This is a genomic window from Amycolatopsis tucumanensis (assembly GCF_021654135.1).
GTDB classification, from domain to species: Bacteria; Actinomycetota; Actinomycetes; order Mycobacteriales; family Pseudonocardiaceae; genus Amycolatopsis_E; species Amycolatopsis_E tucumanensis.
Genome location: NZ_JAKGSD010000011.1, coordinates 14,084 through 37,392, shown reverse-complemented (window position 1 = coordinate 37,392; position 23,309 = coordinate 14,084). Strand labels below are relative to the sequence as shown.

The 23,309-nt window shown below is 66.6% G+C and carries 23 protein-coding genes and 1 tRNA gene; 11 read left to right on the top strand and 13 right to left on the bottom strand.

The genetic code is table 11. From position 1 onward, the window contains the following. Nucleotides 1-43: 43 nt before the first annotated feature. The 9 genes from L2C96_RS13895 to L2C96_RS13855 form a co-directional block, all read right to left on the bottom strand. Nucleotides 44-2,728, bottom strand: a complete 2,685-nt coding sequence (locus L2C96_RS13895) for a phage tail protein (protein WP_237336426.1) — start codon at nt 2,726-2,728, stop codon at nt 44-46. A gap of 168 nt (nt 2,729-2,896) precedes the next feature. Then, nucleotides 2,897-3,457, bottom strand: a complete 561-nt coding sequence (locus L2C96_RS13890) for a hypothetical protein (RefSeq protein WP_237336425.1) — start codon at nt 3,455-3,457, stop codon at nt 2,897-2,899. Beyond that, the gene (locus L2C96_RS13885; RefSeq protein ID WP_237336424.1) at nt 3,454-3,633 is read right to left on the bottom strand and encodes a hypothetical protein; all 180 of its coding nucleotides are present in this window, start codon (nt 3,631-3,633) and stop codon (nt 3,454-3,456) included. Before L2C96_RS13885 ends, L2C96_RS13890 begins: the two co-directional genes overlap by 4 nt. Then, entirely contained in the window at nt 3,614-3,958 is a 345-nt protein-coding gene (locus L2C96_RS13880; protein WP_237336423.1) for a hypothetical protein, read from the bottom strand. The genes L2C96_RS13885 and L2C96_RS13880 overlap by 20 nt, the downstream gene beginning before the upstream one ends. A gap of 433 nt (nt 3,959-4,391) precedes the next feature. Next, a complete protein-coding gene (locus L2C96_RS13875; protein ID WP_237336422.1) occupies nt 4,392-5,018 on the bottom strand; it encodes a hypothetical protein in 627 nt (208 codons plus the stop codon). Then, complete coding sequence (locus L2C96_RS13870; RefSeq protein ID WP_237336421.1) at nt 5,015-5,329, bottom strand: hypothetical protein; 315 nt, start codon at nt 5,327-5,329, stop codon at nt 5,015-5,017. The genes L2C96_RS13875 and L2C96_RS13870 overlap by 4 nt, the downstream gene beginning before the upstream one ends. Before the next feature lie 209 nt (nt 5,330-5,538). Continuing rightward, nucleotides 5,539-6,810 carry an AAA family ATPase gene (locus tag L2C96_RS13865; protein ID WP_237336420.1) on the bottom strand — a complete coding sequence of 424 codons (1,272 nt, stop codon included), beginning with the start codon at nt 6,808-6,810 and terminating at the stop codon, nt 5,539-5,541. Nucleotide 6,811: 1 nt separating this feature from the next. Beyond that, nucleotides 6,812-6,988: a hypothetical protein gene (locus L2C96_RS13860; protein ID WP_237336419.1), complete on the bottom strand. Its 177-nt coding sequence runs from the start codon at nt 6,986-6,988 to the stop codon at nt 6,812-6,814. Beyond that, nucleotides 6,985-7,482, bottom strand: a complete 498-nt coding sequence (locus L2C96_RS13855; RefSeq protein ID WP_237336418.1) for a helix-turn-helix domain-containing protein — start codon at nt 7,480-7,482, stop codon at nt 6,985-6,987. The genes L2C96_RS13860 and L2C96_RS13855 overlap by 4 nt, the downstream gene beginning before the upstream one ends. 18 nt (nt 7,483-7,500) lie before the next feature. On the opposite strand from L2C96_RS13855, the gene L2C96_RS13850 reads away from it, so the two are divergent. Both L2C96_RS13850 and L2C96_RS13845 read left to right on the top strand, forming a co-directional pair. Continuing rightward, nucleotides 7,501-7,935 carry a helix-turn-helix domain-containing protein gene (locus L2C96_RS13850; protein WP_237336417.1) on the top strand — a complete coding sequence of 145 codons (435 nt, stop codon included), beginning with the start codon at nt 7,501-7,503 and terminating at the stop codon, nt 7,933-7,935. A 96-nt stretch (nt 7,936-8,031) separates the two neighbouring features. Beyond that, a complete protein-coding gene (locus tag L2C96_RS13845) occupies nt 8,032-9,360 on the top strand; it encodes a site-specific integrase (protein WP_237336416.1) in 1,329 nt (442 codons plus the stop codon). A gap of 99 nt (nt 9,361-9,459) precedes the next feature. Here L2C96_RS13845 and L2C96_RS13840 read toward each other — a convergent pair. Continuing rightward, nucleotides 9,460-9,535: transfer RNA gene (locus L2C96_RS13840), tRNA-Thr, on the bottom strand. A 150-nt stretch (nt 9,536-9,685) separates the two neighbouring features. On the opposite strand from L2C96_RS13840, the gene L2C96_RS13835 reads away from it, so the two are divergent. From L2C96_RS13835 to otsB, 3 genes are all read left to right on the top strand, one after another. Further along, nucleotides 9,686-11,206: a threonine/serine exporter family protein gene (locus tag L2C96_RS13835; RefSeq protein ID WP_237336415.1), complete on the top strand. Its 1,521-nt coding sequence runs from the start codon at nt 9,686-9,688 to the stop codon at nt 11,204-11,206. Between the two features lie 82 nt (nt 11,207-11,288). Continuing rightward, the gene (locus L2C96_RS13830) at nt 11,289-12,731 is read left to right on the top strand and encodes an alpha,alpha-trehalose-phosphate synthase (UDP-forming) (protein ID WP_017985373.1); all 1,443 of its coding nucleotides are present in this window, start codon (nt 11,289-11,291) and stop codon (nt 12,729-12,731) included. Between the two features lie 47 nt (nt 12,732-12,778). Continuing rightward, nucleotides 12,779-15,310 carry a trehalose-phosphatase gene (gene otsB, locus L2C96_RS13825; RefSeq protein ID WP_237336414.1) on the top strand — a complete coding sequence of 844 codons (2,532 nt, stop codon included), beginning with the start codon at nt 12,779-12,781 and terminating at the stop codon, nt 15,308-15,310. Nucleotides 15,311-15,361: 51 nt separating this feature from the next. Here the strand turns inward: otsB and L2C96_RS13820 are convergent, their stop codons facing one another. The 3 genes from L2C96_RS13820 to L2C96_RS13810 all read right to left on the bottom strand — a co-directional run bounded on the left by L2C96_RS13820 (nt 15,362) and on the right by L2C96_RS13810 (nt 18,129). Next, nucleotides 15,362-15,871 carry a hypothetical protein gene (locus tag L2C96_RS13820; RefSeq protein WP_237336413.1) on the bottom strand — a complete coding sequence of 170 codons (510 nt, stop codon included), beginning with the start codon at nt 15,869-15,871 and terminating at the stop codon, nt 15,362-15,364. 188 nt (nt 15,872-16,059) lie between these two features. After that, nucleotides 16,060-17,418, bottom strand: a complete 1,359-nt coding sequence (gene radA / locus L2C96_RS13815) for a DNA repair protein RadA (RefSeq protein WP_237336412.1) — start codon at nt 17,416-17,418, stop codon at nt 16,060-16,062. Nucleotides 17,419-17,451: 33 nt separating this feature from the next. Further along, complete coding sequence (locus tag L2C96_RS13810; RefSeq protein ID WP_237336411.1) at nt 17,452-18,129, bottom strand: copper chaperone PCu(A)C domain-containing protein; 678 nt, start codon at nt 18,127-18,129, stop codon at nt 17,452-17,454. A gap of 325 nt (nt 18,130-18,454) precedes the next feature. Between L2C96_RS13810 and L2C96_RS13805 the strand changes: the two genes are divergently transcribed. The 6 genes from L2C96_RS13805 (at nt 18,455) to rlmB (ending at nt 23,252) form a co-directional block, all read left to right on the top strand. Continuing rightward, on the top strand, nt 18,455-18,946 hold the full coding sequence (locus L2C96_RS13805) for a CarD family transcriptional regulator (protein WP_020417039.1): 492 nt from the start codon (nt 18,455-18,457) through the stop codon (nt 18,944-18,946). A 98-nt stretch (nt 18,947-19,044) separates the two neighbouring features. Continuing rightward, on the top strand, nt 19,045-19,680 hold the full coding sequence (locus L2C96_RS13800) for an IspD/TarI family cytidylyltransferase (RefSeq protein WP_237336410.1): 636 nt from the start codon (nt 19,045-19,047) through the stop codon (nt 19,678-19,680). After that, complete coding sequence (ispF, locus tag L2C96_RS13795) at nt 19,677-20,144, top strand: 2-C-methyl-D-erythritol 2,4-cyclodiphosphate synthase (protein ID WP_020417041.1); 468 nt, start codon at nt 19,677-19,679, stop codon at nt 20,142-20,144. Before L2C96_RS13800 ends, ispF begins: the two co-directional genes overlap by 4 nt. Before the next feature lie 41 nt (nt 20,145-20,185). Next, nucleotides 20,186-20,872, top strand: coding sequence for an HAD family hydrolase (locus L2C96_RS13790; RefSeq protein WP_027935721.1), 687 nt, complete (start codon nt 20,186-20,188; stop codon nt 20,870-20,872). 31 nt (nt 20,873-20,903) lie between these two features. Further along, on the top strand, nt 20,904-22,295 hold the full coding sequence (gene cysS / locus L2C96_RS13785) for a cysteine--tRNA ligase (protein ID WP_027935722.1): 1,392 nt from the start codon (nt 20,904-20,906) through the stop codon (nt 22,293-22,295). After that, nucleotides 22,296-23,252, top strand: a complete 957-nt coding sequence (gene rlmB / locus L2C96_RS13780) for a 23S rRNA (guanosine(2251)-2'-O)-methyltransferase RlmB (RefSeq protein WP_020417044.1) — start codon at nt 22,296-22,298, stop codon at nt 23,250-23,252. Nucleotides 23,253-23,309 lie beyond the last annotated feature (57 nt).

Sequence of the window (23,309 nt, the reverse complement as noted above, 5' to 3'; positions counted from 1 at the left end):
TCTTGTCAATAGACGATACGGAAGCTGTGACCATCGCTACTCTTCACCAATCCTGGTTGATACGAAATGCGTTGTACAGGACGCGAACGGGGCCCGAAGGATCCCAGCGGCAACCAAATCCGGAAGGAGTCAAGTTGTCCACGTTCGACCGATTGATCGTTCCTGCGAAGAAGTAAATTGTAACGTTAGGAACCATACGCGTAGCCATCGTTGAGCCCCAACCGAAACTCGCTGAATCAGAGTTCACATCGAAGTTGCCGACATAGATCGCCGACTGAGGGTTACTATCGTCCTGGCTCCACTTACCACGAAGGGTAATTAGTTCGTCTTGCCAGAAAGTTATGCCCCCCTGATAATTGACACCGCGTTGGAATCCATAGGTCGCACGTACGCCATCCCAGTAAATCCGACCGCCGTCGGGAGTTCTGGAAGCATCGGTCTCGCGCTGATTGATCCAGTTGCCGGAGAAGTTTACAGCGGTGATATGAGAGTCAGATCCGTCGTCGTACCAGTCGATCCGGGCAATACCGTTGGGTTCGGGATTCATGACGACACGCTGATTACCAGTACCCGACTGAACAGTGCCGGTCAGAGTTGCGAAGCCCGTATCGGCGTCTAGGTCGACGGTGTTAGTTCCATCTTCACGGTAAAGACGTAGGCCATCCGCATCAGCTTCCATGCGAGGACCTGCAACACCCGTTTTGATCGAGCCAGCAAGAAGCCAGTCAGCTGAAATGGTACCTGCCGTCACCTTACTAACGCTCAAATCCGAGATATGCGCGTCATCGATAAGTTCAGCTGTTTGCTGTACAGCCTCGCTAGGATTCGACTTATTACCATCGACATCTACCGCAATAACTTTGAAGTACGTGGGTGCGGTCCGCTCGATAGGCACGGTACCGACCGCAGGAAGATGCCCACTGATCATTCCCTTATTGGCCATCACCTTGCCTAGCAACGTCTCTTCGGACGGAGTGAACAGCGGCTCGTACTCGCCATGGATCTCAAGATGATGGAGATCTGGCTCAAGGTTGAATTCGCCGCCCCCAGCCTGCCCGAGATGATGCACGATCTGAACCTGGAGTCGAGACGCATACACCGTCGGCGGAGCAGGCTGGGAAGGGGCGATCGTGTCACCATTGGTCTGCCACACCACTAGGTCGGACCACTCACCCGTGTTGGGTGGCGTAGCCGAGTCGACTGCCCGAATCTGTGCCTCGTAAGGCATGTTCGGAGCAAGGTCGATAATCATGGTGTTGAGCAGTTCCCACGGGACGTACAGGTACGCCCAATCTCCTGTCTCGTACTGGATCGGATTATCCCACGTAGCTCCCGAGTCATGAAGCTCTTGCCAGGTGTACTCACCAAGCTGAGCCCACGTCACCGGAAAGATTGGTGTGGAAGAACTTCGCCAGCGGATCTCGTAGTGATCGCCGTCCACGATCGGGGTGCCGTCTGTGTTGTTGGGACGAAGCCATCCAAGCTGACACTGAGCGCGAGTCTCACCCGTCAAAGGCGACTGATACACAGACTGAATGAACGGCGTGACCCAAGTCGGCTGGCCGGGGATAGACGAGTCAGCAACAGGACGAGAGCCGATAACCCCGCCAGTCGCTCCGCTAAGTGATCGACGAAACTCCCCAACGATGAGAGCCGTTTCACCATTCTCGGGAACCAAGTAATCCGTGAGGTTGTACCACTTTCCGGATGGGTGGCGATAACCCACGCTCATCCGAGACACAATGGGCCAAGTCATCTCAGCCAAACGCAACTTGATTGGGTTCAGACGCTGACCCTTGAACACAATCTCGTTGGATACGTCGACCAGCCCAACCTGCTCATCGAGCACCCATACATAATCGCCGACGCTAACGTCACCCTTCACGTCGTAGTCGCTCGTAGAGAGTGCCAGCGCGTCCACAGGGCGCGTAAATCGGTTCAATTGCAGTTGCGCTCGCGCCGGGGCGTTCGAGGCGTCAGTGGACGACTCAGACACCAATCGCGTCATCACGACCGGGTTGCCGTGAAGATCACGATAGGGATTGAGTGCTGGGTTGATATCAGCAGAGGCGGTGGCGGTTGCAGCCTCGGTGCCTGACGCGAGCAACACGACCCGTGTGGTGAATTCCTCCACGTCCTGCGAAGTTTTGGCGTCACCGACGTATGCCCGGAGCGTCATGTCCACACCACCGGATTTACGGCGGATCAGTGTTTTCGGGTTTGTGACGAATAGATCTGACGCTCGGCCGGCATGGAGTTTCGCGTCACCCGTAATCTTCCATTCAGCGTCGACCGTCTCGCAGACGTAGTCGATAGCCTCGCGTGGACTGACGTACTGAAAAGTGCCCTTGAACGTCTCGTCGATGTTGAACAAAGTGCCTTCTGCTACCGAGGCTGGCAGCAAGGAACGAATAGTTTCGTCGAATGGCAGGTTGTCAATAGTGATCAGATCTTCGATCACCTGGCCTTTCTGGTCTTCGTCGCCGAGCCACATGGCCATCCCGGCTCCGCCTATGCTTACCACTTCGTCGTTGGCGTCTACCTTTCGTAAGACACCCGTGTAGCGACCGCTCGTGAGGGCGGCGTCTCCTTCCTTGCGATAGTCGATCCAACCCGTGTGGATCACGACATGCCCGAAGTATTCCAGGTTGTCGACGATGTCTTGAGGTACGTCTCGGAGAGTCAGTCCCCACGCACCTACGCCTTGCAGCGTTTCAGTTACCGCCATGGCTATTTTCTCCAACCGCCCGCCGGATGGTCCTTACGGTCGAGCACGGCCATCGGTCGCATCCATTACTGGCAACGCAGTGATCAGACCCGGTATAGCGGCCATGCATATCGAGAACCGCCTTGAGTGCGGAGCGGACCTGTGCGTCGGACAATTTGTCTACGTCCATTACGCGTCCGGGTGCCTGAGCTGCGAAGCGTCAATCGCATCTCCCCCACCAGGATGAGCACGCACCGCTGCGCGTCGCTTTGCGTCGGAGACGTACTCATCGACAGCCTGGGCCAGTGTCGGAGCCTTCTCGCGGTCCGCAGGGAATCGCTGGAAGCACTCATCCTGGAAGTCGTCCACACTCTTCGCCTCGAACGCGGCTAGCGACGGCTCCATTTCCGCAATGGCCGCGTGCTGCTGCGTCAGCTGTTCGTGATAGCTGAACACGTCTCGCAGCCACGCCCGCCCTTCCTCCGGGCTCATCAGGCCATTCGTCACCTTCGACAGCATCTCCTTGGCTGTCTGAGCGGTGGCCTTGGCGACCTCGACCACCTCGGCGTGCTGCCGATTACGCATGGCGAGACTGTTGGCGTACTGCTCCTGCTTGCGCTGGGCCCACTGGGACTCGACGCGTCCGATCGCCGCATCCACGGCCCGACGACTCATAGGCGACAGCGCGGCGGATTCGGCGAATAGGCGCATGTCGGCCAAGCGACGCGAGTTCACGAGCTCGTCCATCATCGATCACCCTTCAGTGCGGGGAACCGCTGGGCCATGTCCTCGGGCACGCCGGCCGCGGCCATGCGGGCCTTTCGCGCTTCTGCCTCCGTGATGGCCTGCTCTACCTTGACCAGTTCGCGATGCATGATGCCGAGGTGATATTCACGCTCAGCGTCATTAGCTTCCTGGTGTGACATCGGTGTCTCCCTTCATGATTTCTTCTGCAATCTGCTTCTTGTATTCGTCGACCGCTGCACGTAAACGCAGGCTCGGCGCGTCCCTGCTGTTGAGCAATCGAGGATCCAGCCGAGAGGCTGTTTCCAGAGCTTGTTTGAGTGTCCTGCCGAATGGATCCTCAGGGATCGTGCGCCGCTCCAAACCTTCCCTGATGAAGGTGCGAATGAGCGACGCGATGGGGACACCATCGAGCTCAGCGAAGATGCGAAGACGCGCATTGGTCGATCGAGTCAACCTCAGCGGAATTGTCGTCTGGTACTGAGGAGTCCTTCCGCGTGCACCCATTGCCACACCTCCCGTAATGTCGATATCGCCATAATGACATCAAGAGATCAATCGTGGCAAATTCTTGCGCGAAATTGACGGGGAATGCGACGACGTAGGCGATAAATGCGATATCGCGATTTGTGAGATCAACTCCCCTCCGCCGAGGGGGTCACGACCATTAGAATTTTAGGGGCCTACTGGTGCTGGGGTCGTGTCAGATCCTCGCGCGGGCGCTGAGCGTCGCTGTGACGCGCCTTCACGGTGTGGCGAGCATGAATCCTCGTCGGGATGATGTTCGGGCCGCAGCGAGCGACTGGGGGCCGGATGCGATGCCTTGCACCGTCACGTTGTCGGCGTCGCACACGCGGTTGACCCGTCATGCACACACAGCCTGATCACACCGCCCGTGACCTGCTAAGACGAGGCGCTCATCTGATGTGCAATCAGCAGGCTAACCGACCTCCTGCATGGGTCCTCCACACCGCGCGCAGTACAGCCAATCCGGTTCGCCGAACTGGTGGCACTTGCCCGCACACTGGCGTCTAACCGGGCGTGAGCCGTCTGAGCCGTCGATTTCGGCCAAGAGGTTGTGCAGGTCGGTCACGATGCGCTTGAGCTTGCGATCGAGGCGATAGCGGCCCCACAGGGCTCGCTCCGACCGGATGACGGCTTTCGACGAGCTGGCGGTGTGGGTTCGCGTTACGTGCCGGGTCTCGGTCTTGCTGGTCGACAAGCGAGGGCCGGAACCTCTGCCCACACCCACCAGTTCATGAGGGTTGCCCGGTCGTGCTGATCCGAGGTTGTGAGCGCCGAACTCGATCTCCAGGACTCGCGAGTACAGGTCAACGAATCCGGGCGGCAGGAAACGAGCCACGATCTCCAGATCCGATGCTTCCGTGTCGGCGGCGAACAGCTTGGCTTGATTGCGCGAACGCCCTGCGGCTTTGGCCCGCTGCCCAGGTGTGGACTTGTCGGCCACGCTCATGAGCACCAGCTTGCGCTCGTCGGGATCGGCCGGCCTGCAATGGGCGCAGTCCGTGACCAGCAATTCCGTACGCTCACAACGCTCGTCGATCATTTCTTGATCTGTTCCCGGGAAACGACCTGCGGACAGGTCTTATCGTGGATGACGCGCGTAACCTTCAGACTCGAATCCACGTCAAGCGCTGTAGTCCAGCAGTCTGGGCAGAGCTGCGAGGTTGGGACTTCGAACTTCTGGCCGGTTTTTGGGTCTTGGAACTTTTCCATGTCCCATAGGTCGAGTGAACCGATGTGGTAGATTCGCATCTTGTCCTCCCAATTTGTCAGTCCGACGTTATCACTAATTTCCCACACCCCCGAAATCGAAGATGAGCGATGATCTGCGTTAGCAGCATGAGGCTTGACCACGCCACGACGATGATTCCCATTCTCTTCTCTCTTTACTTAGGCGATACCCGTCACATCGGCGATAGGTGATACCAGTACCAACGCGTGATACCCCTCCTAAAGGAGGGGGGTATCGTCGCGGTACTGGTACCACTCTTATCACCTGGACGATTCGATGCACCGGTACCAATACCAGTACCAATACCAGTACCAAACGTTTTGGTACCACCCTAGGTTTCAGCGGTTCGCGCAGCTCGTACTTCGTCTACCTTTGCCAGCACCGCTTTGCGATTCCCTTTTACCTCATCATAAATCTTATTCTTACTCATGTTCGGGTCGCGGTCCAGACAAGCCTTAATCCCTTCAACGTTCACGCCACCCGTGGAGCCTCGACGACGCGCACCGGGGTGACGACGCCGGGAGGGTGTGGGAAGGCGCTCTACGATGACCTCAGGCATGTCTAGGTACACGTCCAGGTCGGCGACCTGTCGTGTTTCGCCATCGGCACGCAGGATGCCGACCAGTTCCATGATCCCGTCAGTCGGATACCCATGTTCTCGTAGAGAATTGGTCTTGACACCTTCTTCTTTGTCCTTGGCAAGCCACACCCGTGATTCGCCTTGACCGTCCGAGGTGATCGGCACGACTTGTTCGATGACATACGCGGCACCGTTCGCCATAGCAAGCTTGTGCTTCGCGCCCATCGGGTAACGGCTGATCCGTTCGCTAGGCCCGGTGTGGTCGATCACAAGAGCCGCCGCACCGGTCTTGGTGATCGGCACCAGAACCCGATTCTTGAACTCGATCACGTGATTCGGATTCATGACGAGATCAAGACCTTCGTTCACCGCGGCCTCAGTCGCCGTGTCGATAATGACCAGATCTGGCTCTACAAAACTAAGCATCCGAAGGAATGTTTCTTTTGCATATGGATCGGAAAGAGGGGCGGCGGGCTTAATATAGTAGAAGTGCTCACGCAGATAGTCAGGATGTGCACCCATCTTGATCAATCGATTCGCGAGACCATCGAAGTTGTGGTCGAAGTCTATGTATACGACGTCTTTTCCTTCTTCAATCGTCTGCAATGCGGTCATGAGAGCGAACCAGCTTTTGCCGTGCCCGGTCTCTCCGGCCACCCAGTTGATCGCGCCTGAGTACACCAGATTCTGACCATCTTCGCGATAACCCAAATCAGGCTTGAGATTGGAGTCACACCCGTCGGGGTCCTCGTAAAGCCAATCGTATAAGCCGTCTGGATGCTCGGGGTACCACGAATTCGGGCCGTCATCCTCGCGATCGAAGTACTTGTACGGATCCCACTCCCCAGCGGCCTCAAGGTGTGGAGCGAGCTGCGGCCGGTTGTCGCGACCATCGTCGGTGCGTGCGATGGCGATTAGGTGCTCCTCAGATCGCTCCTGAGCGAGTGCTGTTCGCTCGTCGCGTGATTCGTCGTCGGTGTCATGTTCGGCGTGCAGAAACGCGCTCAGAGACTGAGTTGCCATGTCAGGGCTCCCGTTCGTATCGGACGTGCTGGATCACGCCTCCGTTGCTCACGATTGCCAGAACACGTTGTAAGGCTTCGATAACCTCAGAGCGAGGCATGTCGGAAGGCGTGGACATCCCGATGCCATTCAGGCCGGGCTCATCGCGCAACAGAATGGTGATTCGCTTGTCGCTCATCGCGCGAGCCTCCGCAAGATTTCGGCTCCGGTGAAGAACTCATCAATGGCGCGAACGTAGTAGACTTTCTCAGGGTCGATCGGCTTGCCGTTCTTAGCGCGAGGCCGAAAGTCTAGCTCACGCCTGACTGCACGTGAGAAAGTTGCTTCCTCATCGGAGGTAGGCGCGTGTGTGTCACGGCTGTGATCAGGCTCGACACCTAGATATTTGAGCAGCGCATCAGTCGAGACACGAAGTCGCTTGCCAACTCGCAGAATCGGCAGCGGGAACTCACCATCGCGCACGAGTTTATACGCCTTGTCACGATTCATCCCTAGCACCGCTCCCGCCGTTGGCACATCGATCGTGGGCGGCATAGCAAGCACTTGTTCGATCCGCAAAGACATCTGTAACTCCTTGTATTCGTCAATCACGTTGAGTGATATTTCAACGCTCGCATACGTCATCGTTGTTGTCAACCAGTGGACGTGGTACGTTGCAACGTACGTCGACATCAGGCGAACGGGAGGCTCATGGAGATCGAAGCCGTGATCGGCGCGAACATCGCCGAGGCACGAGAACAGCGCGGGGTCACCCAAGGTGAGCTGGGCAAACAGCTCGGGCGATACCTGGAGAAAGACTGGTCACGACAGATGGTGTGGGCAGCCGAACGAGGTAAGCGCGCCTTCACGGCCGTGGAACTCGTCGCCTTCGCGCACGTGCTGTCGGTGGGTGTGGATCAGCTACTTACGCCGGGCGTCGAGGTTCGAGCCATCGATATGCCAAGCGGGGCAACGATTTCTCGCTCTGAGCTGTTCGAGGCGACGTTACCGAGCGAACCCGTGCGCGAGGTGTTCCACGACATGCAGCAGGCGCTAGCTGACCTCGTGGAGGACTTGAGTCGCGCGCATGACCGAGCGGGATCGATTGGTACGCAACTGGATCAGGCAAGACGACTTACCAAGTAATCCCCAGCGATCGGCCCCGGAAACGGGGCCATTGCTATGTCTGGAGGAAGAATGGCTCAGGGAACGGTTTTCAAACGGTGCGGGTGCACCGAGGTCGTGGACGGCAAGCGCCGCCAGCTCGGGCGATCGTGCCCGAAGCTCAAGCGGCCGGACGGGGCGTGGAACCCCCGGCACGGCACGTGGTACTTCGTGCTCCCCGTCGTGGGTGTAGGCGGCAAGCGTAGCCAGATGCTGCGCGGCGGGTTCGAGTCCAAGGACGCCGCCCAGGACGCGATGGACGAGATCAAGGCGAAGGCGTCAAAGGGGATCATCGTCAACGATCGTCTGACGGTCGGCGAATACCTGGATGGCTGGATCAAGGGCAAGACCGACATCAAGCGCAAGACGCGTGCTCTCTACCAAGGTCACATCGACCGCTACTGGACGCCACACCTCGGGCACCTCCGCCTCGGCGATCTGCGGGTGGCGCACGTGTCCGCCGTGTTCGACGCGATCAACGAGCGCAATGAGCAGGTGCGAAAAGGGCGTCTCAGGAACGTCAAGCACGTCGGAGCGGCGACGATGCAACGCATACGCGCGACGTTGCGCGTGGCGCTCTCAGACGCGCTCAGGGAGGGGCTCGTGTCGGTCAACGTCGCGTCACTGGTCAAGCTGCCCAGCGGCAAGTCACCCAAGCCGATGGTGTGGACGATCGAACGCGAGAAGCGCTGGCGCGCGGAGGTCGCCAAGCTGGTCGAGCAGGGCAAGTCGTACAGCCGCGCCCGCGACCTTGTGCCGCCGCCTCAGTCGGTCATGGTGTGGCGTCCTGATCAGCTCGGGGTGTTCCTCGACCACGTGCAGGACCATCGTCTCTATGCGCTGTGGTTCCTGCTTTCGCACCGCGGCCTACGTCGAGGGGAAGCCTGCGGGCTGGAATGGCTCGATTGCGCGATGGACGCTGACGTGCCTTCAGCGACGATCGAGCGTCAGCGCGTGGTCGTCGAGGGACAGGTAATAGAGGACACGCCCAAGTCCGAGGCCGGCGGCCGCGTGATCCCGCTCGGCGCTGACGGCGTGGAGGTGTTCCGCGCGCACCGGGTCGCCCAGAAGAAAGAACGTCTCGCGTGGGGTGAGGCATGGGTCGACTCAGGCAAGGTGTTCACGCAGGAGGACGGCTCGCCCCTGCACCCGGACTGGGTGTCCGACGAGTTCGAGCGGCTGATCGAGGAATGCGACCTTCCGCCCGTGCGCCTGCACGACCTCAGGCACGGAGCAGCATCGATCATGCTCGCCGCCAAGGTGGACATGAAAGTCGTTCAAGAAATCCTCGGCCACGCGAACCTGTCCACGACGGCCAACACGTATACCTCTGTCTATCCCGAGGTTGCAGCCGCCGCAGCAGAGGCCGTAGCCGGGTTCATCCCGCGTCGCGCGAAGACGTCATGACAGGCACGCCGGTTATCACACCGTTGTCACACCCCTCTGCGGCGATCTCCTGCGTCAAGGGTGTGGAACGCATCACTGCACGTCGGCACGTGAACTTCGTGGAGCCGACTAGGGGGCTCGAACCCCTGACCTGCTGTTTACAAGACAGCTGCTCTACCAGCTGAGCTAAGTCGGCCTGATCGGGGTCATCCTAGCAACCGCTGCCGGGCCCTCCGGATTCGTGGATGATCGGCGAAGTGGCGCACGCCACGGTTGCCCCTTTGCAACGACCGGCGTGATCCAGGCGATGGGCACCCGGGAGGCCAATCAAGGAGGTGACGGCCGTATGAACAGCACCCAGCGCGTCCGGGGCCCGGTGACCCGCAGGCGCGGCTGGCACATCCTCGAAGCGCCGGAGGACCCGGGCGTCGAGAAGGCGAACCGGCGGCGGCGGGCGACCGAGCCGCGTCGCCGGGCCTGGCACATCCTGGAAGCGCCGACCGGCGAGCAGCCGGCGCCGGACGCGACCACCGAACTCGGTCCCGCCCTGCCGGACGAGGCGACGGTCAACTTCGTCCTCGACCTGGTCCTCCGAGTCGGCGAGGTGCAGATGGCCAGCGGCGCCGGCGCCTCCGACGTGACCGCCACCATCCTCTCCCTCACCGCGGCCTTCGGTCTCCCGCACTGCGAGGTGGACGTCATCTTCACGTCCATCACCGTCACCTGCCACCGGGGCACCGACGCGAACCCGATCACGGCACTGCGCGTCGTCCGCTCGCGCAGCCTCGACTACACCCGCCTGTCGCAGACGGAGATGCTGGTCCAGCAGATCCTGCGCGGCAACCTCAGCGCGGAAGAGGCCTACACCGAGCTGCACAAGATCACCACCGCGCCGCACCCGTACCCGCGCTGGTTCGCCACGCTGGCCTGGGGCGGCATGGCCTTCTTCATCACCCTGCTGCTCAGCGGCACCCTGGACGTCGCGGTCGGCGCGCTGATCATCTCCGCCCTCATCGACCGGCTCGGGCGCCTCCTCAACCGCGTCGCGCTGCCGTTCTTCTTCCAGCAAGCCGTCGGCGGGCTGGTCGCGACGGGGCTGGCCACCTTCGCCGTCAACACCGGACTCGTGCCGACCCGGTTCTCCACGCTGGTCGCCGCCGCGGCGATCACCGTGCTCCTCTCCGGTCTGTCCACCGTGTCCGCGGTGCAGGACGCCATCACCGGCTACAACGTCACCGCCGCGGGCCGCACGATGGAAACGATCCTCATGTCCGCGGGCCTGATCACCGGCGTCGCCCTCGCGCTGAACATCGCCAAGGCGCTCGGCTTCACCCCGGCCGAACCGGTGCTGCCCGCGCAGACTGCCGACAGCCTGCTGGTGATCGTGCCGGCGGGCGCGGCCGCGGCGGCCTGCTTCGCCGTCGCCTCCTACTCGACGTTGCGGTCGATGCTCGTGGCCGCCGCCGCGGGCGCGATCGGCGCCGGTGTCTACGGCGCGCTGGTGATCGTCGGCCGGCTCGACGTCATCACCTCCTCCGCCGTCGCGGCCGTCGTGATCGGGTTCTCCGGCGGCGTTCTGGCCCGCCGTCTGAAGGTGACGCCGCTGGTCGTGGCGGTGTCGGGAATCACCCCCCTGCTGCCCGGTCTGTCGACGTACCGTGGCCTGTATGAGCTGGCCACGCAGAGCAACGGCAACCTCTCCACGCTGATCAAAGCCGCGGCGATCGGGCTTGCGCTGGCCGCGGGCGTGGTACTCGGGGAGTACCTCGCGCAGCCGGTCCGGACCGGTCTCGGCCGGCTCGAACGGAAGCTCGCCGGCCCCCGGATGGCGGGTCCGCTGCGGACGACCGATCGGCGACTGGAGTAGCCGCTGGTGGGCCACCGCGCGGTGGATCTTGGTTCGCCGTCGCGAGATAGTGTTCGAGCGGACGACAAGGGAGCATGGCCACGTGAGCGAACCAGGGATCGGCACGGCTTCGGCGGACTTCGTCGTGGTCGCCAACCGGCTGCCCGTCGACCTCGAACGGACGGCCGACGGCAACCAGCGCTGGACCGCGAGTCCGGGCGGCTTGGTGTCGGCGCTGGAGCCGTTCCTGCGTTCGCGCAAGGGCGCCTGGGTGGGCTGGCCGGGCGTGCCGGGCGTGGACGTCGACCCGTTCAGTGACGAGGGCATGGTCCTCTACCCCGTCTCGCTGTCCACCGAAGAGGTCCGCGACTACTACGAGGGCTTCTCCAACGCCACGCTGTGGCCGCTCTACCACGACGTGGTCGCGCCGCCGGTGTTCGACCGCGGCTGGTGGGAGAGCTACGTCCAGGTCAACCGCCGCTTCGCCGAGGCCAGCGCACAGGTCTCGGCCGAGGGCGCCACCGTGTGGGTGCAGGACTACCAGCTGCAGCTGGTGCCGAGCATGCTCCGCGAGCTGCGCCCCGACCTGCGCATCGGCTTCTTCCTGCACATCCCGTTCCCGCCGGTCGAGCTGTTCATGCAGCTGCCGTGGCGCGCGGAGATCGTGCGCGGCCTGATCGGCGCCGACCTGGTCGGGTTCCACCGGCCCGGCGGCGCGCAGAACTTCCTGTGGCTGGCCCGCACGCTGCTCGGGCTGGAGCCCAGCCGCGGCGCGGTCGGCGTGCGGTCCCGGCCGGGCATGATGCAGGTCGGCAACCGCACGGTCCGGGTCGGCGCGTTCCCGATCTCGATCGACGCGGCCGGCCTGGACACCCTCGCCCGCACCAAGGAGGTCGCGGAGCGGGCCGCGCAGATCCGCCGCGACCTGGGCAACCCGAAGACCGTCCTGCTCGGGGTCGACCGCCTGGACTACACCAAGGGCATCGACCTGCGGCTGCAGGCGCTGCACGAACTGCTCCAGGAGGGCCGGGTCCAGCCCGAGGACGTCACCTTCGTCCAGCTGGCCACCCCGAGCCGGGAACGCGTCGAGCACTACCAGCGGATGCGCACCGAGATCGAGCAGATGGTGGGCCGCATCAACGGCGAGTTCGCCCGCGTCGGTCACCCGGTGGTGCACTACCTGCACCAGTCGGTCGACCGCAAGGAGCTGGCCGCGTTCTACAGTGCGGCCGACGTCATGGTCGTCACCCCACTACGCGATGGGATGAATCTCGTCTGCAAGGAGTACGTCGCTTGCCGTCACGATCTCGGCGGCTCGCTCGTGCTGTCCGAGTTCGCCGGCGCCGCCGCCGAGCTGACCAGCGCTTTTCTCGTCAACCCGCATGATCTCGACGGGGTTAAGAACGCGTTGGAGGCGGCCATTACGCTCGACCCTGCCGAGGGCAGACGCCGGATGCGCGCGTTGCGGCGTCAGGTCCTCACCCACGACGTCGACAGGTGGGCACGGTCGTTCCTCGAGGCACTCGGGTCCGAACCGGCCGCCTGAGTGGCCCACCTGCAGCAACAAGCTTTTGAGCTCCTTAAGGAGGAGTGGTGACCGCCGAGTCCCTGCCCGCTGAGCTGCGCCGTGCGATCGTGCAGATCGCTCGCACGCCGCGATTGCTGGTCGCTTGCGACTACGACGGGACCTTGGCTCCGATCGTGACCAACCCGGACGAGGCGCGCCCGCTGCCCGAGTCGGTGGGCGCGCTGCGCTCGCTGGCCGGGCTGCACGAGACGACCACCGCGGTCATCTCCGGCCGCGCGCTGCGCGACCTCGCCATCCTGTCGCGACTGCCGCACGAGGTGCACCTGGTCGGCAGCCACGGTTCCGAATTCGACATCGGCTTCGTGCACGAGCTCGACGCCCAGGCCCGCGACCTGCACCGCAGGGTCGAGCAGGAGCTGGAGCGCATCGCCGGTGACGTGCCGGGCGTGAGCCTGGAGGTCAAGCCGGCCAGCATCGCCGTGCACGTCCGCCGCGCCGACCGCGAGGCCGCCCGCCGCGTGCTCGACGAGGTCCACAGTGGACCGTGCACGTGGGAGGGCGTGACGACCACCGACGGCAAGGAGGTCGTCGAGCTCGCCGTCGTGCAGACCGACAAGGGCCGCGCGCTGGACACCCTGCGCCACCAGGTCGGCGCCACCGCGGCGATCTTCCTCGGTGACGACGTCACCGACGAGAAGGCGTTCGCGCGGCTGTCCGGCCCCGACGTCGGCGTCAAGGTCGGCGACGGGGAGACCCTGGCCGCCTACCGCGTGCCCGGCACCGAGGACGTCGCCACGGTTCTGGCGTTCATGCTGGAGGAGCGCCGCAACTGGCTCTACGGCGAGCAGGCGCCGCCGATCGAGCGGCTGTCGATGCTGTCCAACGAGCGCGCGGTCGCCCTGGTCACGCCGGACGCCCGGCTGACCTGGATGTGCCACCCCGGCCCGGACGCGCCCGCGGTGTTCGCCGACCTGCTCGGCGGCACCAGCGCGGGCCACTTCTCGATCAAGCCGCACCACAACGGCCTGCCGCTGGGCCAGCGGTACCTGCCGAACACGATGACGGTGGAGACCCGCTGGTCACGGCTGCTGGTGACGGACTACCTGGAGCCGGAGGGCCCGCCGCACCGCACCGACCTGGTGCGCGTGGTCTCCGGGACCGCCGCCGCGTCCGTGGTGTTCGCGCCGCGGCCGGAGTTCGGCGGTGTCCCGGTCCGGCTGGTGCCCGACCCCGAGGGCCTGCGCGTGCTGGGCACGTCGGAGCCGATCGTGCTGCGCTCGCCGGGCGTGGCGTGGGAGATCACCTCCGACGGCCTGCACGACACCGCGACCGCGCTCGTCCAGCCCACCCAGGACGAGCCGGTCGTGCTCGAACTGCGCTGCGGCACCACGGACCTGACCGCGCACGAACTGTCCGAACCGGAGCGGCGGGCCCGGGCGGGCGCCTACTGGAGCGACTGGGCGACCACGCTGAAGCTGCCGAACGTGGAGCCGGAGCTGGTCGCGCGCTCGGCGCTGACGCTGCGCGGGCTGTGCAACGCCGACACCGGCGCGGTGCTCGCGGCGGCCACGACGTCGCTGCCGGAGGAGATCGGCGGCGTGCGGAACTGGGACTACCGCTACTGCTGGATCCGCGACGCGGCGTTCACCGTGCGCGAGCTGGTCGGGCTGGGCTCGCTGGCCGAGGCCGAGGGCTACCTGCGGTGGCTGCACGGCGTGCTGTCGACGCTGGCCGGCCCGGAGCGGCTGCACCCGCTGTACACGATCAACGGCACCCAGCTGGGCGCCGAGGCCGTGATCGACTCGCTGCCCGGCTATGCGGGTTCGCGCCCGGTGCGCGTCGGCAACCTGGCGAACCACCAGGTGCAGCTGGACGTGTTCGGCCCGGTCGTCGAGCTGGTGGCCGAGCTGGCGCAGGTGCGCGGCGAGCTGCGGGACGAGGACTGGCAGCTGGTGCGCGCGATGGCCGAGGCCGTCACGCGGCGCTGGTCGGAGCCTGACCACGGCATCTGGGAGGAGCGGCACGTGCCGCGCCACCGGGTGTACTCGCGCGTCATGTGCTGGGTGACCGTCGACCGCGCCATCAAGCTCGGCGAGGTGTACGGGCGCGAGATCCCGGCCGGGTGGCACGACCTGCGCGAGGAGATCGCCACCGACGTGCTGACCCACGGCTGGAACGACGAGGTCCAGGCGTTCACCACGGCCTACGACGGCACCGACCTGGACGCGGCTTCGCTGTTCGTCGGGCTGGCCGGGCTGATCGACCCGTCGGACGAGCGGTTCCAGCACACGGTGACCGCGATCGAGGCCGAGCTGCGCAGCGGTTCCACGGTGTACCGCTACCGCCGCGACGACGGCCTGCCCGGCGGCGAGGGCGGGTTCCACCTGTGCGCCGCGTGGCTGATCGAGGCGTACCTGCTGACCGGCCGCCGCACCGAGGCGGAGGAGCTGTTCGAGCAGCTGGTCGACGCGGCAGGCCCGACGGGTCTGCTGCCCGAGCAGTACGACCCGGTGGCGGAGCGCTCGCTGGGCAACCACCCGCAGGCGTACTCGCACCTCGGGCTGATCCGCTGCGCCAAGCTGCTGTCCGGCGCCTGATCCGACTGCGCGAACGGCCCCTCCGGCACGTCCGGAGGGGCCGTTCGCGTCTCAACGGGCCACCCGGTCGGCCGCCGCGACCTCGCGCACGGCCTCGGCGACGGCCCGGAAGTCCTTCTGCAGAATCTTCGAGTGGTTGCTGGCGACCTTCGCGCTGATCCGCAGGTTCGGGTTGCGGGCGAGCACCGGTTCGAGCGAGGCCCGCGACGCCTCCATCTCCTCCACGCCACCGCCGAGATCGACCCGGTGGCCAGGACGTAGCCGAATCGGGCAGGACACGCTCTCCAGCACCGGCGCGAGAGCCGCGGCGATCTCGTTCAACTCGATGTTGACCTCGGCGTGCTGCTCGGCGGACATCCGCGCGGCCATCCCGAACGGGCGTGCCAGGGGCAGCAGGAACCGTATGCGGTGGAACAGCTGCTGGATCCGCTCCTGGCCCTCTTCGCCGGTCAGGCCGTAGGGCAACGCGCCGTCCACCACGACCACACCGGCGACGCGCTCCGGGTTGCGGGCCGCCCAGTGCGCCGTCGGACCAGCCGACGAGGGTCGGCCGCTCCACACCGGTCGCGTCGAGGACGGCGTCGATGTCGCGGACGCACGCCTCGACGGAGTAGTCCGCCGACCGCCGCGACCGGCCGCGGGTGTCGGTGACGGCGAGGGCGCCGGTCTTCGAAGGGGCCCATCCCGGTCCAGGTCGTTGCGCTCATGGGAACACCATCGCGGCGCGCGCCGACGCCAGGCGGGCTCCGTCAGGCGTAGTTGGCCGCGTGCAGGGCCGCCGCCACCGAGTCGACCTCCAGCACCCGTATCCCGTCCGGCAGCTTGCCCGGGTCGGGCGGCACCAGCGCGTGCGTGAACCCCATCCGGGCGGCCTCCGCCAGCCGCCGCCCGGCGCCGGTCACCCGGCGGACCTCCCCGGCGAGCCCGACCTCGCCGACGACCACCAGCCGCGGCGACAACGCGACGTCCCGCACCGACGACCACAGCGCCAGCAACACGGACAGGTCCACCGCCGGCTCGGTGACCTTCATCCCGCCGACCGTCGCCGAGTAGACGTCCCGGTCGCCCAGCTTGATCCCGCCGCGCTTCTCCAGCACGGCGAGGATCATCGCCACCCGCGCGGAGTCCAGGCCGCTCACGGCCCGCCTGGGCTGCGGCGCGCCCGCGCTCGACACGAGCGCCTGCACCTCGCACAGCAGCGGCCGCTTGCCCTCGACCGTGACCGTCACCGCGGTGCCCGGCACCGCGTCCTCCCGCCGGTTCAGGAACAGCCCGGACGGGTCCGGCACCCCGACGATGCCGTCCTCACGCAGCTCGAAGCACCCGATCTCGTCCGCGGGCCCGAACCGGTTCTTCACCCCGCGCACCATCCGCAGCGTGGAGTGCCGGTCGCCCTCGAAGTGCAGCACCACGTCGACCAGGTGCTCCAGCACACGCGGCCCGGCGACCGAGCCGTCCTTCGTGACGTGCCCCACGAGCACGACCGGCAGGCCGCGCTCCTTCGCCAGCGCCACCAGGCCGGCCGTGACCGCCCGGACCTGCGTCACACCGCCCGGCGCGCCCTCCACCTGCGGCGAGGCCATCGTCTGCACCGAGTCGACGATCAGCACACCCGGCTTGACCGCGTCGACGTGCCCGAGGATCGCCGAAAGATCGCTTTCCGCCGCCAGGAACACGCCCTCGTGCACGTTCTTCGTCCGCTCGGCGCGCAGCCGCACCTGCCCCGCGGACTCCTCGCCGGTGACGTACAGCGCGGGCCCGGACCCGCCGCGGGCCCACTGGTAGGCCACCTCGAGCAGGAGGGTGGACTTGCCGACGCCCGGCTCACCCGCCAGCAGCACGACCGCGCCGGGCACCAGCCCGCCGCCGAGCACGCGGTCCAGCTCGCCGACGCCCGTGGTGCGGGCGCGCGCGGCCTCGATGTCGACCTGGCCGATCGGCCGCGCCGGGGCGCTGGGCGCGCCGGCCGCCACGCGGGCTATCGCCGGGCGCGCGTCACCGCGCTCCTCGATGGTTCCCCACGCCTGGCACTCCGGGCAGCGGCCGACCCACTTGGCGGTCTCGTACCCGCACTCACCGCAGCGGTAGCTGGTGCCCTTCTTGACCATGGTCGGTCACGCTAGCTGGCACCACCGACAGTTCTAGTGACCGCCGGCTTCCGCCTCGCCGGACGGCTGGCAGCTCAGCTCGACCGTGGGCGCCTGGATCGGCAGCTGCACGGTGACCGGGCCGGCGTCGCGGAAGGTGAAGGTGACCGGGATGGTCTGGCCGGGCCACACGACCTGCTTGATGCCCTGCAGGACGACCTCGGCGTGACCGATCCGGGTCGGCTGCCCGGTGGGGCCCGCGGTCGGCGACGCGGACGCCGACGAGGTGGGCGAGGCCGACGAGGTGGGCGAGGCCTGGGTCGAGCTCGGCGCCGCGGAGCTGGACTCCGGCTGCTGCACGGACTCGCCCTCGTTGGCCGGGCCGATCAGGAGCTTGCTGCCCGCGACGATGGCCTTCTGGCCCTCGACGGTGGCGCTCGCCGCGTTCGCGCTGCTCACGGAGACCAGCTCGTCGTCGGCGGTGCCGTCGTTGGCGATCACCAGCGTCAGCGGGGCACTCGACCCGGTCGCGTAGGCCTGCTGGCAGTCGTTGCGGTTCACCAGGCCGGCGTCCCGCAGGACGAGCTTGCCCGCCTGGGCCATGGCGCCGTTGACCGCGGGCAGCATGGTGTTGGTCTGGGTGATCTGCCCGGCCCCGCACCCGGCCAGAGCCAGGGCGGCACCCACGGCGACCACGCTCGCGCCGACCACACGACGTTTCTGCAGCCTCACGGTCTCAGTCCCTCCTAAAGCCAGTGGCAGCCCGATCCTATCTGCGCCGCGAAGCGGCTCCGTTGAGGGTGGTGGTGGGCCGGCGGGAGGGGCCTAGCTATGGCCGGAAAGCCCGCCACCGAGGGTGCGCCGAGGGGGCCGGAAACCGTCCACAATGGATCAGACAATCAATGTCGACAGGGTTCCCCACCACCTGCATGAGCATGCACTTTATCGGTTTGTCAACCCCCCGGATGGCCCCTGACCTGCGACGACGATCTCGGCCCGCTAGGTGGGCCCCCTCGCCGCGTGCTAGGATGGAGGCAGCGAAAGGGGCAGAGGACACATGGTTTTCAAGGTCGGAGAGACCGTCGTCTACCCGCACCACGGTGCCGCACTCATCGAAGCGATCGAGACCCGCGTGATCAAGGGCGAGGAGAAGCAGTACCTCGTCCTCAAAGTCGCGCAAGGGGACCTCACGGTTCGCGTGCCCGCTGACAACGCCGAGATCGTCGGCGTGCGGGACGTCGTGGGCCAGGATGGTCTGAACCGGGTTTTCGACGTACTGCGAGCGCCGCACACCGAGGAGCCCACGAACTGGTCTCGTCGGTACAAGGCCAACCTCGAGAAGCTCGCCTCGGGCGATGTGAACAAGGTGGCCGAAGTGGTGCGCGACCTCTGGCGGCGCGAGAAGGACCGCGGCCTGTCCGCCGGCGAGAAGCGCATGCTGGCCAAGGCGCGGCAGATACTGGTCAGTGAGCTCGCCCTGGCGGAGGGCACCGACGAGGGCAAGGCGGAGACGCTGCTCGACGAGGTTCTGGAGACAGCGGCCGTCTAGAGCACAGGCTGACCTCGCGAGATGAGCCGGGCAGACGTGCTCATCTACTGCGTGTGCCTCATGAGACACAGCTCGTCCCGCGAAGTGAGACCCCGGCGATGAAGGTCGCGGCAGTCCTCATCGCCGACCCCGAGGGGCCGGACTCGTGCGCGCTCGTGCGCGGTGCGCCGCTGTTGCGGCACGCCGTGGACGGCCTGCTGGAGTCCGGATGCGCGGACCGCCTGGCGGTGGCGGTTCCCAAACCCGTGCTCGGGGATTGTGAATTGATCATACGGGCAGTACCCGGCGCCGGTTCCCGGTGCCGGGTACTGGCCTGTGGTCCTGAGCGCGCCGAATCCGTTCGGGCGGCCGTCGAGGCCACCGGGGAATCCGATGTCGTGCTCGTGCACGACGTCGCGCGTCCGTTCGTGCCTCCCGCCACCGTCCGCGCGGTGGCCGAGGCGGTGTTCGCCGGGGCAGAGGCGATCATCCCGGTCCTACCCGTGACCGACACCGTCAAACTCGTTTCCGGCGACGTGATCGCCGCCACCTCGGACCGCGACCACCTGCGTGTCGTGCAGACCCCCGTCGGCTACCGCCCCGAAGTGCTCCGCGAGCTCTGCGCACGCGGCGCGGACCCGCTGTCGGACCTGCCCGGTAGCGTGCGCACCGTGGCCGGGCACCCCACCGCGCTCCGGCTCACCACGGCCTTCGACGTGGCCGTCGCGGAAGCACTACTCGAGGAGCAGGGTTGAGGGTCGGGACCGGGGTCGACGTCCATCCGATCGAGGCTGGCCGCGAGTGCTGGATCGCCGGGCTGCTGTGGGAGGGCGCCGACGGCTGCGCCGGCCACTCCGACGGCGACGTGGCCGCCCACGCGCTGTGCGACGCGATGCTGTCCGCCGCCGGGCTCGGCGACCTGGGCGCGGTGTTCGGCACCAGCGACCCCCGCTGGGCAGGCGCGCACGGCGCCGAGTTCGTGGCCGAGGCGCGCCGGCTCGTCGAGGCCCAAGGCTGGCGGCTCGGCAACGCGTCGGTGCAGGTCATCGGCAACGCGCCGCGCATCGGCAAGCGGCGTGAAGAGGCCCAGGACGTCCTGAGCAAGGCCGCGGGCGGCGCGGTCAGCGTCAGCGGCACCACCACCGACGGGCTCGGCCTGACCGGCCGCGGCGAGGGCATCGCCGCGGTCGCCACCGCGCTGCTGCTGCCGGCGGAATAAGTCACACGAATCCCGAGGTCATCCCCGGTAGCCTGTGTTCTGTGACGATTCAGGCGGTGATGTTCGACTTCTCCGGCACCCTCTTCCGGCTCGAGCAGAACTCCAGCTGGCTGTCCGACCTCACGACCCCCGACGGCGCCCCGCTCGACGTCGAGGCGCAGACCGAGCTGATGCGCCGCATGACCGCCCCGACCGGGCAGGTCGTCGAGCTGTCCGAGGAGTACCAGCACGCGTGGGAGAACCGGGACCTCGACCCGGCGCTGCACCGCAAGATCTACCTCGAGGTGCTGCGCAAGTCCGGCGTCGCGCACGCCCACCAGGCCGAGGCGCTCTACAACCGCCTGATCGACCCCGCGGAGTGGACGCCGTACCCGGACACCGAGGCCGCGCTGAAGGACACCGCCGCCAAGGGCGTCAAGGTCGGCGTGCTGAGCAACATCGCCTTCGACATCCGGCCCGCGTTCGCGATGCGCGGTTACACCGACTTCGTCGACGAGTTCCTGCTCTCCTTCGAGGAGGGCTACATCAAGCCGCAGCCCGAGGTGTTCCGGCTGCTGATCGACAAGCTCGGGGTGGCGCCGGAGAACACGCTCATGGTCGGCGACAGCGAGGAGGCCGACGGCGGGGCGAAGGCGCTCGGCTGCGCGTTCGCCCTCGTCGACCCGCTGCCGACCGCCGAACGCCCGGACGGCCTGCTCACGGCCCTGCGCACGCACGGGGTGCTCTGAGCGGCGTCAAGGTGACCCGTACCATTTCAGGGTGGCCCTTCATCTGTACGACACCGCGAGCAGGAGCGTGCGGGAGTTCCACCCCGCCCGTAGCGGAACGGCGTCCATGTACGTGTGTGGGGCCACCGTGCAGGGCATTCCGCACATCGGGCACGTCCGCGGCGCCCTGAACTACGACGTCCTGCGCCGCTGGCTGATCCACAGTGGACTGGACGTGTTGTTCGTGCGGAACGTCACGGACATCGACGACAAGATCCTCACCAAGGCCGCCGACGCCGGACGGCCGTGGTGGGAGTGGGCGGCGACGCACGAACGGGCGTTCGAGGAGGCCTACACGGTCCTCGGCTGCCTGCCGCCGTCCATCGCGCCGCGCGCCACCGGGCACGTCACGCAGATGGTGGAGCTGATGCAGCGCCTCATCGACGCCGGGCACGCCTACGCGGCAGGCGGCGACGTGTACTTCGCCGTGTCCACGTTCCCCGAGTACGGCGCGCTGTCCCGGCAGAAGCTGGACGAGGTGCAGCAGGGCGAGACCCTGGCCGAGGGCAAGCGCGACCCGCGGGACTTCACGCTGTGGAAGAGCGCTAAGCCGGGCGAGCCGTCGTGGCCGACCCCGTGGGGCGACGGGCGGCCGGGCTGGCACCTGGAGTGCTCCGCGATGGCGACCACCTACCTGGGCGCCGAGTTCGACATTCACGGCGGGGGCGTCGACCTGGTGTTCCCGCACCACGAGAACGAGCGCGCCCAGTCGCAGGCGGCGGGTGACCCGTTCGCGCGGTTCTGGCTGCACAACGCGTGGGTGACGCTGTCCGGCGAGAAGATGTCGAAGTCGCTGGGCAACGTCGTGTCGATCGAGGCGATGCTGCGCAACTACCGGGCCGCCGAGCTGCGGTACTACTTGGTGCAGCCGCACTACCGGTCGACCATCGAGTACTCCGACGGCGCGTTGTCCGAGGCGGCCCAGGGCTACCGGCGGATCGAGGGCTTCCTGCGCCGGGCGGCGCAGCGGACGGGCACGGTCGAGCCGGGTGAGCTGGCGCCCGAGTTCGTCGCCGCGATGGACGACGACCTGTCCACGCCGGCGGCGGTCGCGGCCGTGCACAACCTGGTCCGCGAGGGTAATGCGGCACTGGACTCCGGCGATGACGCCAAGGCGCGCGCGGCCGCGGGCTCGGTGCGCGCGATGATGGGTGTGCTCGGGCTGGACCCGCTGGCACCGGAATGGGCGGAGAGCTCGGCGGCGGAGACGCCGGCGAGGGCCGCACTGGCCGAGTTGGTCGAGGCGATGCTCGTGGAGCGCCAGGAGGCGCGCGCCACGCGTGACTTCGCCAGGGCCGACGCCGTGCGCGACCGCCTGCTCAAGGCGGGGATCGCGGTCGAAGATACTCCCGATGGTCCGGTGTGGACCGTGAAAGAAGCTTAAATGGCAGGCAATTCCAAGCGCCGGGGTGCGGTTCGCAAAGAGGGCACCAAGAAGGGCGCCGTCGTCGGCTCCGGCGGTCAGCGCCGCCGCGGGCTGGAGGGCAAGGGCCCGACGCCGCGCGCGGAGATGCGCCCCGGGCACCCGAAGCAGAAGCGTGCCGCGGCGGCTGCCGCGCGCGCCGAGAAGTCCCGCGACCGCCGCGAAGGGCCGGAGATCATCGCGGGCCGCAACCCGGTGGTTGAGGCCCTGCGCGCGGGCGTGCCGGGCACCACGCTGTTCGTGGCCCTGAACATCGACGCCGACGACCGGGTCACCGAAGCGGTGCGGCTGGCGGCGGACAAGGGCATCTCGATCCTGGAGATCCCGCGCGAGGAGCTGGACCGCAAGACCAACCGCGCGGTGCACCAGGGGCTCGGGCTGCAGGTCCCGCCGTTCGAGTACAGCCACCCGGACGACCTGCTGGCGATCGCGAAGAACTCGGGTGAGCCGCCGCTGCTGGTGGCGCTCGACGGCGTGACCGACCCGCGGAACCTGGGTGCGGTGGTGCGTTCGGCGGCGGCGTTCGGGGCGCACGGGGTGCTGCTGCCGCAGCGTCGCAGCGCGGGCGTCACGGCCGTGGCGTGGCGGACGAGCGCCGGCACCGCGGCGAAGATGCCGATCGCGATCGCGACCAACCTGACCCGGCAGCTGAAGCTGTGGGCGGAGGAGGGCCTGATGATCGCGGGCCTGGACGCGGACGGCTCGGTCGGGATCGACGACCTGTCGCTGGCGACGGATCCGCTGGTGGTCGTGGTGGGCTCCGAGGGGCGTGGCCTGTCCCGCCTGGTGCGCGAGACCTGCGACGAGACGGTGTCGATCCCGATGGCCGCCGGGGTGGAGTCGCTGAACGCGTCCGTCGCGGCGGCGGTGCTGCTGGCGGAGGTCGCGCGGCGGCGTCGGGTGGCGGGCCGCATCTGATCGTGGCTGTTCGAGCGGCGCCGGTCTCCGGCGCCGCTTCTTTTTGTGGCGGGCAGC

Bases quoted from the DNA above. Each gene is read 5' to 3' on its own strand.
- rlmB (WP_020417044.1), top strand. From the start codon at position 22,296: ATGGCAGGCAATTCCAAGCGCCGGGGTGCGGTTCGCAAAGAGGGCACC.
- L2C96_RS13800 (WP_237336410.1), top strand. From the start codon at position 19,045: ATGAAGGTCGCGGCAGTCCTCATCGCCGACCCCGAGGGGCCGGACTCG.
- L2C96_RS13885 (WP_237336424.1), bottom strand. From the start codon at position 3,633: ATGTCACACCAGGAAGCTAATGACGCTGAGCGTGAATATCACCTCGGC.
- L2C96_RS13855 (WP_237336418.1), bottom strand. From the start codon at position 7,482: ATGTCGACGTACGTTGCAACGTACCACGTCCACTGGTTGACAACAACG.
- radA (WP_237336412.1), bottom strand. From the start codon at position 17,418: ATGGTCAAGAAGGGCACCAGCTACCGCTGCGGTGAGTGCGGGTACGAG.
- L2C96_RS13860 (WP_237336419.1), bottom strand. From the start codon at position 6,988: ATGAGCGACAAGCGAATCACCATTCTGTTGCGCGATGAGCCCGGCCTG.
- L2C96_RS13835 (WP_237336415.1), top strand. From the start codon at position 9,686: ATGAACAGCACCCAGCGCGTCCGGGGCCCGGTGACCCGCAGGCGCGGC.
- L2C96_RS13865 (WP_237336420.1), bottom strand. From the start codon at position 6,810: ATGGCAACTCAGTCTCTGAGCGCGTTTCTGCACGCCGAACATGACACC.
- L2C96_RS13805 (WP_020417039.1), top strand. From the start codon at position 18,455: ATGGTTTTCAAGGTCGGAGAGACCGTCGTCTACCCGCACCACGGTGCC.
- L2C96_RS13850 (WP_237336417.1), top strand. From the start codon at position 7,501: ATGGAGATCGAAGCCGTGATCGGCGCGAACATCGCCGAGGCACGAGAA.
- L2C96_RS13895 (WP_237336426.1), bottom strand. From the start codon at position 2,728: ATGGCGGTAACTGAAACGCTGCAAGGCGTAGGTGCGTGGGGACTGACT.
- L2C96_RS13880 (WP_237336423.1), bottom strand. From the start codon at position 3,958: ATGGGTGCACGCGGAAGGACTCCTCAGTACCAGACGACAATTCCGCTG.
- L2C96_RS13890 (WP_237336425.1), bottom strand. From the start codon at position 3,457: ATGATGGACGAGCTCGTGAACTCGCGTCGCTTGGCCGACATGCGCCTA.
- L2C96_RS13875 (WP_237336422.1), bottom strand. From the start codon at position 5,018: ATGATCGACGAGCGTTGTGAGCGTACGGAATTGCTGGTCACGGACTGC.